The organism is Allobosea sp. 01N443 (assembly GCF_056399325.1).
Genome location: NZ_JBFTRC010000054.1, coordinates 12,902 through 28,889 on the forward strand (window position 1 = coordinate 12,902; position 15,988 = coordinate 28,889).

General features: G+C 64.6%; 11 protein-coding genes, 1 pseudogene and 2 riboswitches. Of the genes and pseudogenes, 7 read left to right on the forward strand and 5 right to left on the reverse strand.

Going from position 1 to position 15,988, the window contains the following annotated elements:
* Positions 1-288: 288 nt before the first annotated feature.
* Positions 289-1,050 (reverse strand): precorrin-6A synthase (deacetylating), encoded by a 762-nt coding sequence (gene cobF / locus AC1DRP_RS15525; RefSeq protein WP_441507809.1) that lies wholly within the window; start codon positions 1,048-1,050, stop codon positions 289-291.
* A 183-nt stretch (positions 1,051-1,233) separates the two neighbouring features.
* A riboswitch (cobalamin riboswitch) is annotated at positions 1,234-1,435 on the forward strand.
* A 118-nt stretch (positions 1,436-1,553) separates the two neighbouring features.
* Here cobF and AC1DRP_RS15530 point away from each other — a divergent pair.
* From AC1DRP_RS15530 to AC1DRP_RS15555, 6 genes are all read left to right on the forward strand, one after another.
* Positions 1,554-4,460 (forward strand): ribonucleoside-diphosphate reductase subunit alpha, encoded by a 2,907-nt coding sequence (locus AC1DRP_RS15530; RefSeq protein ID WP_476768914.1) that lies wholly within the window; start codon positions 1,554-1,556, stop codon positions 4,458-4,460.
* Between the two features lie 125 nt (positions 4,461-4,585).
* Positions 4,586-5,713 (forward strand): ribonucleotide-diphosphate reductase subunit beta, encoded by a 1,128-nt coding sequence (locus AC1DRP_RS15535; protein WP_476768915.1) that lies wholly within the window; start codon positions 4,586-4,588, stop codon positions 5,711-5,713.
* A 90-nt stretch (positions 5,714-5,803) separates the two neighbouring features.
* Positions 5,804-6,013: riboswitch (cobalamin riboswitch) on the forward strand.
* 276 nt (positions 6,014-6,289) lie between these two features.
* Positions 6,290-7,318: an ABC transporter substrate-binding protein gene (locus AC1DRP_RS15540; RefSeq protein WP_476768918.1), complete on the forward strand. Its 1,029-nt coding sequence runs from the start codon at positions 6,290-6,292 to the stop codon at positions 7,316-7,318.
* An 8-nt stretch (positions 7,319-7,326) separates the two neighbouring features.
* On the forward strand, positions 7,327-8,352 hold the full coding sequence (locus AC1DRP_RS15545) for a FecCD family ABC transporter permease (RefSeq protein WP_441507812.1): 1,026 nt from the start codon (positions 7,327-7,329) through the stop codon (positions 8,350-8,352).
* The gene (locus AC1DRP_RS15550) at positions 8,349-9,116 is read left to right on the forward strand and encodes an ABC transporter ATP-binding protein (RefSeq protein ID WP_476768916.1); all 768 of its coding nucleotides are present in this window, start codon (positions 8,349-8,351) and stop codon (positions 9,114-9,116) included. Before AC1DRP_RS15545 ends, AC1DRP_RS15550 begins: the two co-directional genes overlap by 4 nt.
* 12 nt (positions 9,117-9,128) lie before the next feature.
* On the forward strand, positions 9,129-9,794 hold the full coding sequence (locus AC1DRP_RS15555) for a class I SAM-dependent methyltransferase (RefSeq protein ID WP_441507813.1): 666 nt from the start codon (positions 9,129-9,131) through the stop codon (positions 9,792-9,794).
* Between the two features lie 11 nt (positions 9,795-9,805).
* On the opposite strand, the gene AC1DRP_RS15560 is transcribed toward AC1DRP_RS15555, so the two are convergent.
* From AC1DRP_RS15560 to AC1DRP_RS15575, 4 genes are all read right to left on the reverse strand, one after another.
* Positions 9,806-11,611, reverse strand: coding sequence for an aminodeoxychorismate synthase component I (locus AC1DRP_RS15560; RefSeq protein ID WP_476768917.1), 1,806 nt, complete (start codon positions 11,609-11,611; stop codon positions 9,806-9,808).
* 179 nt (positions 11,612-11,790) lie between these two features.
* The gene (locus AC1DRP_RS15565; protein ID WP_441507815.1) at positions 11,791-13,413 is read right to left on the reverse strand and encodes an ABC-F family ATP-binding cassette domain-containing protein; all 1,623 of its coding nucleotides are present in this window, start codon (positions 13,411-13,413) and stop codon (positions 11,791-11,793) included.
* A 103-nt stretch (positions 13,414-13,516) separates the two neighbouring features.
* Positions 13,517-15,061: a VOC family protein gene (locus tag AC1DRP_RS15570; RefSeq protein WP_441507816.1), complete on the reverse strand. Its 1,545-nt coding sequence runs from the start codon at positions 15,059-15,061 to the stop codon at positions 13,517-13,519.
* A 63-nt stretch (positions 15,062-15,124) separates the two neighbouring features.
* Positions 15,125-15,619, reverse strand: a complete 495-nt coding sequence (locus tag AC1DRP_RS15575) for a class I SAM-dependent methyltransferase (RefSeq protein WP_441507817.1) — start codon at positions 15,617-15,619, stop codon at positions 15,125-15,127.
* Between the two features lie 182 nt (positions 15,620-15,801).
* Here AC1DRP_RS15575 and AC1DRP_RS15580 point away from each other — a divergent pair.
* Positions 15,802-15,988: pseudogene (locus tag AC1DRP_RS15580) on the forward strand (tripartite tricarboxylate transporter substrate binding protein); the annotation flags it as partial.

The following is a 15,988-nucleotide window of genomic DNA, read 5'->3' on the forward strand; positions in this document are numbered from 1 at the left end:
ACAAAGCGGCCTCGCGAATTGCAAGGCGCCAGCCCCGCGAAAGCGGTTCATCGACGTCTGAGCCAGAACCAACTCGGGCTGATCCGGCAGCCAGCGCGGCCGCGATACCATCCGCCGCGCTCTCGACGGCTGAGATCGGCCATCGGGTGGTCCGGCGCAATGGCTCTCCTTCTTCGCTCCGGGCAAACAACCCGGCGAACCGCGACAGTGACACGATGGAGCAATCCACCCGACGGGGCCAATCGAAGACATAAGGACCCTTTTGTCGTCATGCGCGGATTGCGCCGTTCAGTCCTCGTCGCGTCTCCGAAGCAGATAGGTATCCATGATCCAGCCCATTTCCTCTCGCGCTTCGCGCCGGATGCGCTCGATATCGCCCATCACCTCCGAGAGCTTTCCGGCGATCAGAATCTCGTCCTTGGTGCCGAGATAGGCGCCCCAATAGATATCGAGATCTTCACCCGCGACACTCTTGAAGGCCTGGTCCCCGTCGAGCATGACGACCACACTATCGAGGTTATTGGGAAAGCCTTCCGCCAGTTTGCGTCCCGTGGTGATCAGCACGGGCTCGCCAATCCGGTTGAGGGCGACCCGGTGTCGCGCCGCAAGGGCCTGCACGCTGCTGATGCCCGGGATCACATCGTATTCGAGAGCGAAGCCCCTGGCGCGAATATGCTCGACGATCCGCAGCGTGCTGTCATAGAGCGTCGGATCACCCCAGACGAGGAAGGCTCCGCATTCACCGTCCCCGAGTTCTTCCGTGAACAGGCCCTCGTAGTCATGGGCAATACGCGCATGCCACTCGTCGACGCTGCCACGGTAATTCGTTCCGGCGGGGGCACGCTCCGGGATCGGCACCGGAACCAGGCGATAATCCGATCGTTCGATGAAGCGCTCGCAGATGTCCTTCCGCAGCCGTCCGAGCGCGGCCTTTTCTGTCCCCTTGTCGGGAATGAAGAAGACGTCGGCCTGGTTGAGGGCGTTGATCGCCTGGACCGTGACATAGTCGGGATTGCCGGCACCAATTCCGATGATCAGGATCTTGCGCATTCGGCCTCCAAGTCGGGGCTCAGATGGCCCACCGTTCGGCAGCCATAGCACGTGGGGCGACAGCGCGAGCATCTGCGCCATGACGCCCTCGAGGCCGATCGCCGCATAGTTCGACCACTCCCCGCTCTTCACAGGCCAACGAATAGGCCGTGGCAATCTGTTGACAGAACTGTCGCGATAGCCACTAGATATGGTGGTCACGGTCTCTCGAGTCGCAAGATCGAGAGCTAAGAGGGAAGCCGGTGCGAAACCGGCGCTGCCCCCGCAACTGTCAGCGGCGAGTACTTGTCCAGACTATCAGTCACTGAGGCCGCCAGGCCTTGGGAAGACGGGACAAGAGCGATGACCCGCGAGCCAGGAGACCTGCCGCGACAGCAGAATCGTCCTCGGGCGGGGTGTCCCGGTGGATCGCTTGGTCATGTCTGCGGGCGCTCGTCGCTGCGACATTCTCCGTTGCGACTCCGCCTGGCCTTTGCCCCCTACAGATTGGGGTTTGAAAGCCGATGTCCCTCGCGACCGATACCATCCGCCCTGAGACGTTCAGCCCGATCGCGTCGCAAGGCAGCGATGCGCGATCGACCGCGGAACCGGGCTACCAGGTGATCCGCCGCAACGGCAGCGTCACCCCGTTCGACGCCTCCAAGATCAGCGTCGCTCTGACCAAGGCCTTTCTGGCGGTCGAGGGCAGCAGCGCCGCTGCCTCGCGCCGAATCCACGACATCGTCGCGGAGTTGACCCAGCAGATCGTCGCCGGGCTGACGCGGCGCGCCGATGCCGGCCGTACCTTCCATATCGAGGATGTGCAGGATCAGGTCGAACTCGCGCTGATGCGCAGCGAACACCACAAGGTCGCCCGCGCCTATGTGCTCTACCGCGAGGAACGAGCCCAGGAACGGGCCCGCGCCAAGGCGGAAGCGAAGCCTGTGGTCGCCTCCGCGCCGGTGCTGCGCATGAAGGCAGCCGACGGCGCGCTCGTGCCGCTCGATGGGGCTCGCCTCGCCACGGTCATTCGCGAAGCCTGCGCCGGGCTCGACGGCGTCTCGGCTGAAGCCGTGCTGAGCGAAGCGCAGCGCAACCTCTATGACGGCATCAGTCAGGATGAGCTGGCGCAGGCGCCGATCCTGGCTGCGCGCACCCTGGTCGAGACCGAACCGAACTATTCCAAGGTCTCGGCTCGCCTCCTGCTCGACAAGCTCCGCCGCKAGGCGCTGAGCTTCGTCTCCGGTCGTCCGGAACAGGCGACTCATGCAGAAATGTCAGTACGTTACGGCGACTATCTCCACGCCTATGTGAAGACCGGCATCGCCAACGAGCTGCTCGATCCCGAGCTTGGACGCTTCGATCTCGCCCGCCTTGCGGCTGCGCTCAAGCCGGAGCGCGACCTCCAGTTCGATTATCTCGGCTTCCAGACGCTCTATGACCGCTATTTACTGCATGTCCGAGGCAATCGCTTCGAGCTGCCGCAGGCCTTCTTCATGCGTGTCGCGATGTGTTTGGCGATCCGCGAGATCGACCGCGAGGCCCGGGCGATCGCCTTCTACGACCTGCTCTCCTCCTTCGACTTCATGGCCTCGACGCCGACCCTGTTCAACGCAGGAACCCTCAGGCCGCAGCTCTCCTCCTGCTTCCTGACCACGGTGCCGGACGATCTCGACGGCATCTTCAAAGCGGTGAAGGACAACGCCCTGCTGGCCAAATATTCCGGCGGGCTGGGCAATGACTGGACGCCTGTGCGTGGCCTTGGCGCTCATATCAAGGGCACCAATGGCGAGAGCCAGGGCATCGTGCCGTTCCTCAAGGTCGCCAACGACACCGCGATCGCCGTCAACCAGGGTGGCAAGCGCAAGGGCGCGGTCTGCGCCTATCTCGAAACCTGGCATGTCGACATCGAGGAGTTCCTCGATCTGCGCAAGAACACCGGCGACGACCGCCGCCGTACCCATGATATGAACACGGCGAACTGGATACCCGACCTGTTCATGCAGCGCGTCGCCGCCGGAGGCCAGTGGACGCTGTTCTCGCCCGACGAGACGCCCGACCTTCACGATCTCTACGGCAAGCCGTTCAAGGCGGCCTATGAGGCCTATGAAGCCAAGGCCGAGCGCGGCGAGATCAAGGTGTTCAAGCGCCTCAACGCGCTCGATCTCTGGCGCAAGATGCTGACCATGCTGTTCGAAACCGGCCATCCCTGGATGACCTTCAAGGATGCCTGCAACCTGCGCTCGCCGCAGCAGCATGCCGGCGTGGTGCATTCCTCGAACCTGTGCACCGAGATCACGCTGAACACCTCGGCCGACGAGGTCGCCGTCTGCAATCTGGGCTCGATCAACCTCGCGGCCCATGTGACGGCGGGCGGGCTCGACCGGGCCAGGCTCGGCAAGACGGTCGCGACCGCGATGCGGATGCTCGACAACGTCATCGACATCAATTTCTACACGATCCCCGAGGCACGCCGCTCGAACCTGCGCCACCGCCCGGTCGGCCTCGGCATCATGGGCTTCCAGGATGCGCTGCAGACCTTGCGCCTGCCCGCGGCGTCCGAGGGTGCCGTAGCCTTCGCCGACACCTCGATGGAGGCGATCAGCTGGTTTGCGATCTCGGCCTCGGTCGATCTTGCCGCCGAGCGCGGTCGCTACCCGAGCTTCGAAGGCTCGCTCTGGTCGAAGGGCATCCTGCCGATCGACTCGCTCGACATCCTCTCGGAGGCCCGCGACGGCGATGTCGAACTCGATCGTTCGACGACRCTGGACTGGGACAGCCTGCGCGAGCGGGTGAAGACCACCGGCATGCGCAACTCGAACTGCATGGCGATCGCCCCTACCGCAACGATCTCCAACATCGTCGGTGTCTCGCAGTCGATCGAGCCGTCCTATAGCCAGCTCTACGTCAAGGCGAACATGTCGGGCGACTTCACGGTCGTGAATGCCGACCTCGTCCGCGATCTCAAGGCRCGCGATCTCTGGGACGAGGTCATGGTCTCGGACCTGAAATACTACGACGGAAAGGTCAGTCAGATCGACCGCGTCCCCGACGATCTCAAGGCGCTCTACGCAACCTCCTTCGAGATCGAGACAAGCTGGCTGATCCGCGCCGCCGCACGCCGTCAGAAATGGATCGACCAGGGCCAGTCGCTCAATCTCTACATGGCGCAGCCTTCCGGCAGGAAGCTCGACGAGGCCTATCGCCTCGCCTGGCGGCTCGGCCTGAAGACGACCTATTACCTGCGCGCGCTCTCGGCGACCCATGTCGAGAAGTCGACGCTGAAGGGCACTGACGGCAAGCTCAACGCGGTGTCGGCAACGGTCCCCGTCGCGTCCAAGCCGATCCTCGTCGACATCCCGCTCGACAATGGCATGGCCGTGCCGAACGCCTGCTCGATCGACGATCCGACCTGCGAAGCCTGCCAGTGAGGCGGCGGCGGCATCCACGCTCGCCTTCGCGGCGCGCATGGATGCCCGGCCCTGCCCGATAGCGAACGATACGGACGGCCGGGTCAGACCCGGCCATGACATTCAGACCCGATTGGATATTCATCATGCTCGACTGGTCAGACAGCAAGCCTGCCACCGCCCTCGATCTCAATCCGGCCRYGCCCGGCGGAACCTCTGCCGATGCCACCGGCCTCGGCGAGATCGATCGCTCCGGCGGCCGCGTCAGCGTCGACGAGAAGCGGATGATCAACTGCCGCGCCGATGTGAACCAGCTCCTGCCGCTCAAGTACAAATGGGCCTGGGAGAAATACCTCGCCGGCTGCAACAATCACTGGATGCCGACAGAGGTCTCGATGCAGGCCGATATCGCTCTGTGGAAGTCGAAGGACGGGCTGACCGAGGACGAGCGCCGCACGATCAAGCGCAATCTCGGCTTCTTCGCGGCCTCGGAAAGCCTCGTCGCCAACAACATCGTGCTCGCGATCTACCGTCATCTCACCAATCCGGAATGCCGGCAGTACCTGCTGCGCCAGGCTTTCGAGGAGGCGGTGCACACCCACACCTTCCAGTACATCGTCGAGAGTCTCGGCCTCGACGAGGGCGAACTCTTCAACATGTATCGCGAGGTGCCTTCGATCACCGACAAAGCGGCCTGGGCCCTGAAGCACACCCAGCATCTCGACGATCCCGATTTCGAGACCGGCACGCCCGAGGCCGATCAGGCCTTCCTGCGCGACCTCGTCGCCTTCTACGTGATCTTCGAGGGCATGTGGTTCTATACCGGCTTCGCCCAGATCCTGTCGCTCGGCCGACGCAACAAGATGGTCGGCATCGCCGAGCAGTACCAGTACATCCTGCGCGACGAGAGCATTCACCTGAATTTTGGCATCGACGTGATCAACCAGATCAAGATCGAAAACCCGCATCTCTGGACCAAGGCCTTCCAGGACGAGCTGCGCGGCATGATCCGCGACGCTGCCGAACTCGAGGCCGCCTATGGCCGGGACACCATGCCGCGCGGCTTCCTCGGCCTGAATGCTGCGCTCTGCGAGCAGTACATGCATTTCATCGCCAACCGCCGTTGCGCGCAGCTCGGCCTCGCGCCGGTCTTCGCGGAAACGGAAAACCCGTTCCCCTGGATGAGCGAGGCGATGGACCTGAAGAAGGAGAAGAACTTCTTCGAGACCCGCGTCATCGAATACCAGAACGGCGGCGCTCTGAGCTGGGAGTGAGCTGAGAAGGATGGAGCCGTCTCGCTGCAGGGCTCCATCAGCAGGCGGTGTGGTCGGTGCCTGCGGCTTGACGCCGCCTTGGGCCCCTCTATGGTCGGCCGCGATCAAGGTTCCTCGGGTCCAGGCCCGAAGCTAAGAGGGAATTCGGTGAGGCGCCCTGCGCCGAATCCGAGGCTGCCCCCGCAACTGTAAGCGGCGAGCTCTTCTCCCAACGTCCACTGGCGCTCTCACGCCGGGAAGGCCGGGCGAAGCCAGCGCTGACCCGCGAGCCAGGAGACCTGCCCTGATCGCAGAAGCGTCTTTCGGGCGGGGTGTCCGGGGGGATTTGCGTCGGCGGCAGGTCGTAGACCCGCACCCCCGAACCGATCCGCTCAAGCTCCCGGCTCGTCATCTCGGGGAGCGATGAATTCCATGTCCATGATGCCGAACCACGCGGTCGCAGCCGCGGCAGAGCGCTTGACGCAGACTCGTCGAGCAGTCTATCAAAATTGTAATATTGTTGCATTACAGGATCGGCCGTGCGAGGCCCTCGAGCCTCGCGACGCATGCCGTCGCTCGACGCTATCGGAGACTTCAATGCGCAGCGCCGCACGCCTTTCTTGCCTTTCGTTCGTCGCAGCCATCGGCATGTCGATGTCCGGAGCGGCCTTGGCCGCGCCGACGCAGTATCCGCTGACGCTGGAGAATTGCCGGGAGACGATAACGTTCAACCAGGCGCCAAAGCGCGTCGTGGCGGTCGGACAGACGCAGACCGAGATCCTCTACGCGCTCGGGCTCGGCGACAAGGTCGTGGGCACAGCCGTGTGGTTCAGCCCTGTCGCGAAGCCCTATGAGGCGGTCAACGCCAAGGTGAAGCGGCTTGCCGACAACGATCCGAGTTTCGAGGCCGTCGTCGCCCAGGAACCCGACCTCGTGACTGCGATGTTCGAATGGCATATCGGCCCCAACGGCATCGTCGGCAAGCGCGACCAGTTTGCGAAGCTGAAGGTGCCGACCTATGTCTCGCCCACCGACTGCGTCGGAAAGGACAATTCCGGGCCGGGCGACGGCGTCCGCACGCAGATGTTCACGATGGATCTCGTCTACCGCAATATTCGCGAGTTCGGGCAGATCTTCGACGTCTCCGATCGCGCCGAGGCGCTGGTCGCCGAATTGAAGGCCCGCGAGGACAAGGCGGTCGCTTCTGTGGCCGGTATCAAGCCGCAGGATGTCCCCGTCGTGGTCTGGTTCTCCAGCAAGGACATCAAGGGCGACGCCTTCCTGGCCGGCAAGAATGGCGTGCCTGCCTATATCCTGTCGAAGCTCGGCGCCCGGAACGTCATCACCACCAACGAGGAATGGCCGCTGGTCGGTTGGGAGACCGTCGCTTCCGCCAACCCTGYCGTCATCGTCGTGGTCAAGATGGATCGCCGGCGTTTCCCAGCAGATGACATCAATCTCAAGCTCGACTTCCTCAAGACCGACGCGGTTGCGAGCAAGCTCGACGCCAGTCGGCAGCAGCGGATCGTGATCATGGATGTCGGCGCGACCAGGGCCGGGCTTGATACGATCGACGGCATCGAGGCGCTGGCCAACGGCATCAAGAGCTTCGGCCTCACCAAGTGAGCCATGGAGTGGTTCGGCCCAACTGGTTGGCGAGGGGCGCAGTAGCGATCCTCGCCTTCGTCCTGCTGATACTCGCGATCGCGCTCGCCGTGACGATCGGCGAAATGTCGATCCCGCTTGCCACGGTCTTCAGGGCCCTGGGCAACGGGTTGTTCGATCTCGACTACCCCGTGAGCGCGATCCAGCAGGGCGTCATCTTCGACTACCGGTTGAGCCGGGCTGTGGTGGCGGCCCTCTGCGGAGGAGCGCTCGCGCTTTCGGGGGCAATCCTGCAGGCGCTGCTGCGCAATCCGCTCGCAGAGCCCTATATCCTCGGTATCTCGGCCGGAGCCTCGACGGGTGCGGTCGCGGTGATGATCCTGGGCTTCGGCGGTGCTGCGCTCAGCATATCTGGCGGTGCCTTCCTCGGCGCCATTGCTGCGCTCGTCATCGTTGCCTTGCTCGCCGCAGGGGCCGGTGGCGCGACCGACCGCGTGATCCTCGCAGGCGTCGCCGGATCGCAGCTGTTCAATGCGGCGACCGCGACGATCGTCACCACGCTGGCCAGTGCCGAACAGGCCCGCGGCGTGATGTTCTGGCTTCTCGGTAATTTCGGGGGGGTGCGCTGGCCCGATGTCTGGCTCGCTACGCCAGTGGCCTTCGCGGGCTTCGCTGTCTGCATCTTTCATACGAAGGCGCTCGATGCGTTCGCCTTCGGCGCGGATGCCGCGGCCGCGTTGGGCGTGGCGGTGACCCGCGTGCGCATCGTGCTGTTCGTGACGACGGCCGTCATGACAGCGACCATGGTCAGTATCGTCGGCACGATCGGGTTCGTCGGTCTCGTCATACCCCACGCCGCGCGCTTCCTGACGGGCCCAGCCCATGCCCGGCTGCTCCCGGCATGCCTGATCATCGGTGCAATCTTCATGATTCTTGCCGACATCCTGTCGCGGACGCTGGTGCCGCAGCAGATTCTGCCGATCGGCGTCGTGACGGCGCTGTTCGGCGCCCCGGCCTTCGCCTTCATACTCTATCGCGCGAGGCGACCGGCATGACGCTGGCCGCGCGCGACGTCCGTTGGAGCGCCGGAGGGCGCGTGATCGTGGACGGCGTGACGCTGCACGCCGAACCGGGAAAGATCCTCGGTCTCATCGGCCCCAACGGTTCGGGAAAGTCGAGCCTGTTGAGGCTGCTGTGCCGCCTGCGCAAGGTCGCAAGCGGCGTGGTGACGCTGGACGACCGCGAGATCGGCACCTTGTCGCGGCACGACCTCGCCCGGCGCCTGGCCTTTGTCGAGCAGCAGGCGACGACTGAAATCCAGCTCTCTGTGTGCGACGTCGTCAGACYCGGACGGACCCCGCATCGCGGCGCACTCGCGTCCTGGACAGCGGCCGACGAAGACGCGGTCGAGGCCGCGCTGGCACGCGTCGATATGGCCGATCGACATGACCAGTTCTGGCATACGCTATCGGGCGGAGAGCGCCAGCGCGTCCACATCGCGCGCGCACTCGCGCAAATGCCGAGTGAACTTATCCTCGACGAGCCGACCAACCATCTCGATATCCAGCACCAGCTCTCGATCCTGACCCTGATCAGGCGCCTGGGTATCACCTGCATCATGGCCTTGCATGATCTCAACCTGGCATCGCTTTTCTGCGACGAGATCGCCGTGCTGCATGAGGGCAAGCTGGTCGATGCCGGGACGCCGGAAACCGTGATGACCGAAGCGCTGATCCAGCATGTCTTCGGTGTCGCGGTCTCCATCCGCCGCGCCGCATCGGGCCGAAGGCATATCGAGTATCTGATCGAACCCTTTTGAGGCGGGAAAGTCATGACGATGCAGCGAAGCGTTGGGGCCGGCGTCACCGACTACTGGAACGCCCGTGCCCCCAAATTTGATGGTGCTGCCTCCCATGTCGCCCAGAGCGAGCTCTGGCGGGCCGTGCTTGAGGCCGCCTTCCAGGCGGATGGCCCCAAGGACGTTGTCGATCTCGGGACCGGGACGGGCGCTTGCGCCCTCCTCGCCGCGTCGCTGGGGCATCGCGTCCGCGCCTGCGACGGGTCTGCGAACATGCTGGCGGTCGCCCGTGCGGCGGCTCGGCAAGCCGGCCTCGGCATTGCGTTTCAGGACGCCACGATCGAAGCGGCCGAGATTACCGATGCGTCGGCCGATATCGTCACGCTCCGCAATGTCCTCTGGACGCTCGAGCGCCCCATTGAAGGGTTGCTGCAGGCCCACCGCATTCTGCGGCCGGGCGGTCTCGTGCTCGTGTCCGACGGGTTGTGGTCGGTGGCTCCTGAATATCGTTCCACCTATCCAGAGGAGCTTGCCGCACGCCTACCCCTGCATGATGGCTTGACGGAAGCCGCAGCACAGGACCTGCTCGCGCAAGCTGGGTTCTCCGGGGTCAGATGCTGGCAGCACCTGTTCCCCGCTTCTCCCTACCCGGGAAATGTCCCCGTATTCGTCCTGACTGCCCGCTCACTCGCTGGCTAGCCGCGCAGGCTTCAGCTCATCAATCGAGCGGGCCTCAAGCCGCGCAGGCTATTGCCCAGGAACCAGTGCCCGGCCCGAGCGAGATCTCCCGGGCGCAGTTGCCGCTCAACGGCCCGTCCGCTCTCGATCAGGGTCTGGCGCAGCACGCCCGGCAAGACACCATCGGACAGGGGCGGTGTGAGCAGGATTCCGTCCCGCTCGACGAAGATGTTGCTGCGCGTTGCTTCGGTAACAAAGCCTGCGCGGTTCTGGAAGACGGCTTCATCGGCCCCGCAATCGACGGCTGCCGCAAATGCGGTCTCGTAGATACGACGGCGCGTTGTTTTGTACCGCAGGAATGGGTCGCCTGCATCGGCCCTTGCGGCGGCGAGGACGACCTCGAGAGGCCGGTCCGGCTCGGCAGCGAGCACTGGTGCGGCGATACCGAGCACGCCGTTGCGACGGAGTTCGAGGCGGATACGGCGCAGCCCTTGCGGYGCAAAGGTCTCGACCAGCGCAGCAAGACGCGTTTCCGCCTCGTCGCGGTCGAAGCGGAAGCCGAGCGCCCTTGCCGAACGGTCGAGGCGGTCGAGATGCAGGGGCAGCCGTGCAAAACCGGTTTCTTGCGACCAGCCCAGCGTTTCGATCAGTCCGTATTCCTCGGCCAGGTCGGTCAGGACACGGGCCTTGAGCAGGCATTCGGAATACTCGTCCGCAGCACGCGAATCCGTGACGATGCCGCCGCCAACGCCATAGCGGCCGGCACCGCCCGGAAAGATCGTTGCCGTGCGGATTGCGACATTGAAGCGAAGATCGCCATCGGGCGAGATTTGCCCGATCGAACCGGTATAGAGATCGCGCGCGCCGTCCTCGAGTTCGCGGATGATCTCCATCGCACGCAGCTTCGGCGCACCGGTGATCGAGCCGCAGGGGAAGACAGCCCGCAGCAGGTCTTCGAGCGAGAGGCCGGGACGCAACCTGGATGTCACCGTCGACGTCAGCGTGTGAAATGTCGGATAGGTCTCGACCTGGAAGAGGCTTGGCACTTCGACCGACCCCATGGCGCTGATCCGTCCGAGATCGTTGCGCAGCAGGTCGACGATCATCAGGTTCTCGGCGCGTTGCTTGGGGTCGGCCTGCAACTCTTCCATAGCGGCGTGCTCCGCTGCCGGTCCGTCGCGTCGCGGTGCTGTTCCCTTCATCGGGCGCGTCGTCGCACGCCCCGATTCGACCTCAAGAAAGAGCTCCGGCGAAACCGACAGGATGCTCGCATCGTCGATGGTAACGATACCGCCATGCGCCACGGGCTGGCTCGACCGCAAGGCGGCATAGAGCGCGAGGGGATCGCCGTCGTAGCGAAAGGCGATCGGAAAGGTCAGGTTGATCTGGTAGGCGTCGCCGGCGTGAAGATAGTCCAGGACACGCTGGATCTTGGCCGCGTGCGCTGGTGCATCGAGCTGCGGACGAACAGTGCCGAGCGGCGGCGGAGGTCCCAGTGCTCCAAAGGCTTGGTCCAGCTGCGCGGCAGGGAGCTGCAGCGGCGCCCGAAACAGCCCGAACCACAGCAGGGGAAGCGCCCTCGCCTGCGGCATCGACGCGACGAGGCGTGGCTCGAAGGCGTATCCCAGCTCGTAGCTCAGGAAGCCGGCGGCATGCAGCCCCCGGGACAGGCCGTCTTCGATTCTACCGAGCGCAGACGAGATCTCCTCGGTATGGTCGCATCGAACGACCTCGACCGGCTCACAGTAGAGCTGGGCCGACGCGGCTGCCGCGAGCCGGTCCTCCAGCAGTACGAACGGGCGCCGCGTCGTGAGCATGGTGTCGATGGTAGGCGGCATCGGCGGCGTGGTTTCTGATTGGAGTATAGAGGCTGCGCTCGAAGCGGCTTCGTGGATCGTGGCGATGCCTCGCTCCGATGGCAGCCTGGAATTGTAGGCCCGATCGCGCCCCGCCGTGAGCCCGACGAGAGCCGAGCCGAATGCTCGGCGAGCGATGGCCAGGGAGCTCCGCTGCCAGCTCAGCTCCGCAGGCCGGGAGCCTCCTGGCCCGTGCTCGCGACGTATTCCGTATAGCCGCCACCATAGGTGTGAACGCCCTCGGGGGTCAGTTCGAGAACGCGGTTGGACAGTGCGGCGAGGAAATGGCGGTCGTGCGAGACGAACAGCATGGTCCCCTCGTATTGCGCCAAGGCCGTGATGAGCATCTCCTTCGTCGCGATATCCAGGTGGTTGGTGGGCTCGTCCAGCACCAGGAAGTTCGGCGGATCGTAGAGCATCTTCGCCATCACCAGCCGGGCCTTCTCGCCACCGGACAACACCCTGCACCGCTTCTCGACATCGTCGCCGGAAAAGCCGAAACAGCCGGCCAGTGCTCGCAGCGAGCCCTGCCCCGCCTGGGGAAACGAGTCTTCGAGCGACTGGAACACGGTGGCGTCACCGTTCAGCACCTCCATGGCGTGCTGGGCGAAGTAACCCAGCTTGATGGTGCCGCCCAGCGCGACCGTGCCGTCGTCCGGCTCGGTGGCCCCTGTCACCAGCTTCAACAGCGTCGATTTGCCGGCGCCGTTGATGCCCATCACGCACCAGCGCTCCTTGCGGCGCACCTGGAAATCGAGCCCGTCATAGATGCTGCGGCTGCCGTAGCGCTTGTGCACGTTCTTCAGGGTGACCACGTCCTCGCCGGAGCGCGGTGCGGGCAGGAATTCGAACTGGACTGTCTGGCGGCGCTTGGGGGGCTCGACCCTGTCGATCTTCTCCAGTTTCTTCACGCGGCTTTGCACCTGCGCGGCATGCGAGGCGCGTGCCTTGAAGCGCTCGATGAAGTTGATCTCCTTGGCGAGCATCGCCTGCTGGCGCTCGAACTGGGCCTGCTGCTGCTTCTCGCTGAGCGCGCGCTGCTGCTGGTAGAACTCGTAATCGCCCGAATAGGTCGTCAGCGCCCCGCCATCGATCTCGACGATCTTGTCGACGATCCGGTTCATGAACTCGCGGTCATGCGAAGTCATGAGCAGTGCGCCATCATAGCCCTTCAGGAAGGCCTCGAGCCAGATCAGGCTCTCGAGGTCGAGATGGTTGCTCGGCTCGTCGAGCAGCATGGCGTCAGGGCGCATGAGCAGGATCCTGGCCAGCGCGACGCGCATCTTCCAGCCTCCGGAGAGAGCACCGACATCGCCGTCCATCATCTCCTGGCTGAATCCGAGGCCGGCGAGCACCTCGCGCGCCCGCCCATCCATGGCGTAGCCGTCGAGCTCCTCGAACCGCCCCTGGACCTCGCCATAGCGCGTGATGATCTCGTCCATCTCGTCCGCGCGGGCGGGATCGGCCATGGCGGTCTCGAGCTCCTTCAGCTCGGTCGCAACGGCGCTGACCGGGCCCGCCCCGTCCATGACCTCGGAGACGGCGCTGCGGCCGGACATGTCGCCGACGTCCTGGCTGAAATAGCCGATGGTCACGCCGCGATCGACGGCCACGAGACCCTCGTCGGGCGCCTCCTGCCCCGTGATCATGCGGAAGAGCGTTGTCTTGCCGGCGCCGTTGGGGCCGACAAGGCCGACCTTCTCGCCCTTCTGGAGCGCTGCGGATGCCTCGATGAAGACAATCTGCTTGCCGTTCTGCTTGCCGATGTTCTCGAGACGAATCATGCTTCTACGGGACCAAATTTCAGGGAGGTCCCGCGCCTTTAAGCCATGGGCCGCGCCCACGGAAGGGTTTGCCTGCAATTCATTCAGCTCTTGCCGAGGATCTTCAGCGTGCCGCCAGCCAGACCTTGGCGGCGGCCGCATCGGCCTCCGATAGCTCATGTCCCGCTGCGATCACTTGCGCCTCGACCTGGGCGCCGGCTTGCCTCAGCCGCGCTTCCAGCTCCGCTGCATGCACACCAAAGGGATCGGAAGCCCCGGCCAGGATCAGGATATCCGCCTCCGCAAGATCGGTCTCCTGCGGCAGTTCGAGCACATTCATCGCGCGCAGCAGGATGGCCCGGCGGATCAGGCCGGGATGGATCTGCATCATCGCGGCAAGGAAGTTCGCGCCGTTGGAATAGCCGAGATAAGTCGTGCGTGCCGGATCCAGCCCGTAACCCTTTGTCGCACTCTCGACGAAGGCCGCGAAGGCGGCGGCCTCGGCACGAATATCGGCCTGGTCGAATTCGGTCGGCGACGATCGGCGAAACCAGCGTGCTGTGTCCTCCTCAGTGCTGCGTCCACGCACGCCGAGCAAGGTCGCTTCCGGCGCGATCCGGTGCGCCAGCGGCATCAGATCCGCCTCGTTGCCGCCGGTGCCATGGAGCAGCACGAGAGTGCTGCCGTCCGTCGTTGCGGGCACATGGAAACGGTGCACGAAGGGCAGATCGCGATAGGTCATGCGCGGTTCTCCCGGCAGGGAGAATTGCGGCAGCACGACACGGATCTCGGAAGCCCGGCTGCCATCGGATGGAGGAACCATCAGGCTGGTTCCAAGCCTGTCCTCGGGCTCGTCGACCGTAAATCCCGGGCCGTCGCTCGCCAGTTCTATCAGGGTGCCGCCGGGTTCGCGGACATAGAGAGAGGTGAAGTATTTTCTGTCGTGAAGCGTGGTGACCGAGGAATTGAGGCGTGCCAGAGAACTTTCGATGGCCTTCACTGCGGCCTCGTCCCTCGCCCGGAAGGCGACATGGTCCGCGATGCCCGTGCCTGGAGCTCCGGGCCAGAACCCGCCGGCATCGCGGATATCGAGGACATCGCCACTATCGGACACCATGCGCTGAACAGCGGTCGTGGCCGCGGCTGGCCGGTAGCCGAAGCGTGCGACGAAGGCGGCCGTTTCCTCCCGCGTTTCAGACAGGATGGTTGCGCCGCGAACCCGGCGGATCGCATCCTCGGGTGCGATCCCGGGCGCCTGCCATGGCGCCGCGGCCGCCATATCCGTACCCACGAGCTTCACGATCACCCCGTCGGGGTCGCGCAAACGCAAGACGGGCTCGCCGAATTCCTGCTTCGGTCCCTCAGTGGGCACACGCTGCGTCAGTGCCCGCGTCAGCCAGAAGCCGATGCTCGCCGGTGGCACGGCCAGCGCGATCTCGCTCACCTGCCCATGTCCGACCCGACCTGGCGAGCCGTCCTGCCAGACGAGAAAGGTGACCAGCGAGCCAGGCGAACCCAGGCGGTCGCCGTAGAACAGGTGGAGTTGCTCCGCATCCTCGTAGCCGCCGGTCTGCTTGACGAGGCGCAGGCCGAGGAAGCCGACATAGAAATCGACATTGGCCTGCGCATCGCGGGTGATCAGCGTGAGGTGGTGGATGCCTCCGGTCATGTCGTCTCCTCAGACAGGTCCCGCCTCGGCCATAAGATAAGCTCAGGCTTGCAAGCGCGCGCTTTACGGAGCCGCGCGGCGATAGGCGAAGTAGCGCCCTTCCGGGATACCATCGGGGAGCGAAACGGCAACCAGTGCAGGATGCTCGAGATCGGAGCCGCTGATGATGAGTGCATCGTCCTGCGCGAGTGCGGCAACATGCTCCGGCAACCAGGCCAGATGGATACGGTCGCGTTCCGACACACCTGTTGTGGCGTCGACATGGATCAGCGCGGCATTGCGGCCATGCCGCTCCACGAAGTCCGGTAGCGTCTTTGCCATGTCGCCGAGCACCAGCGCGCTCTCCGGAGGCATCGAACGCGGATTGGCCGTGGCCTCACGGTCGAAGGCATAGATCTCCCGCTTCGGCAGGATTTCGCGCAGATGATCGTATGTGCGGCCATTGCCGAGGCCAAGCTCGAGCACGAGCCCATTGCGGTTGGTGACGGACTCTGCCGCCCAGTCGAGGATGCGGCGCTGGGCTTCGAGGCGGCGGATAAAACTGTCGAGGCGGCTCATGAAAAGCGTCTGTCTCCGGCATCGGCGCAATCGCAATTGCGGGCTTCGCATCGGCCAAATGGCTTGCTTGTCATTTGCTGCGGCCGATGCCCTAATCCATTTAGATGCATACAGAATGCCGCAATGGCATCGCGTCAATGGCCATCAAGAGCCTGGTTTCGTTTCAGGGAGGACGAGCATTCATGATCAAGTCTAGCTGGCTCATCGCGCTTGCGGTATCCGGGGGTTTCGGCGTGGCGGCCACTGCTCCGGCGCAGGCCCAGGCCTGGCCGCAGAAACCCATCACCTTCATCGTGCCATTCCCGGCCGGCGGCGGCACCGATGCCTTTGCCAGGCCGATCGCCGCCCAGCTCGAGCAGCAGCTCGGGC

What these genes read in the sequence shown, in the direction of transcription:
- cobF (WP_441507809.1), bottom strand. Translation starts at nt 1,050, where the DNA reads ATGCGCAAGATCCTGATCATCGGAATTGGTGCCGGCAATCCCGACTAT.
- AC1DRP_RS15555 (WP_441507813.1), top strand. Translation starts at nt 9,129, where the DNA reads ATGACGATGCAGCGAAGCGTTGGGGCCGGCGTCACCGACTACTGGAAC.
- AC1DRP_RS15565 (WP_441507815.1), bottom strand. Translation starts at nt 13,413, where the DNA reads ATGATTCGTCTCGAGAACATCGGCAAGCAGAACGGCAAGCAGATTGTC.
- AC1DRP_RS15570 (WP_441507816.1), bottom strand. Translation starts at nt 15,061, where the DNA reads ATGACCGGAGGCATCCACCACCTCACGCTGATCACCCGCGATGCGCAG.
- AC1DRP_RS15575 (WP_441507817.1), bottom strand. Translation starts at nt 15,619, where the DNA reads ATGAGCCGCCTCGACAGTTTTATCCGCCGCCTCGAAGCCCAGCGCCGC.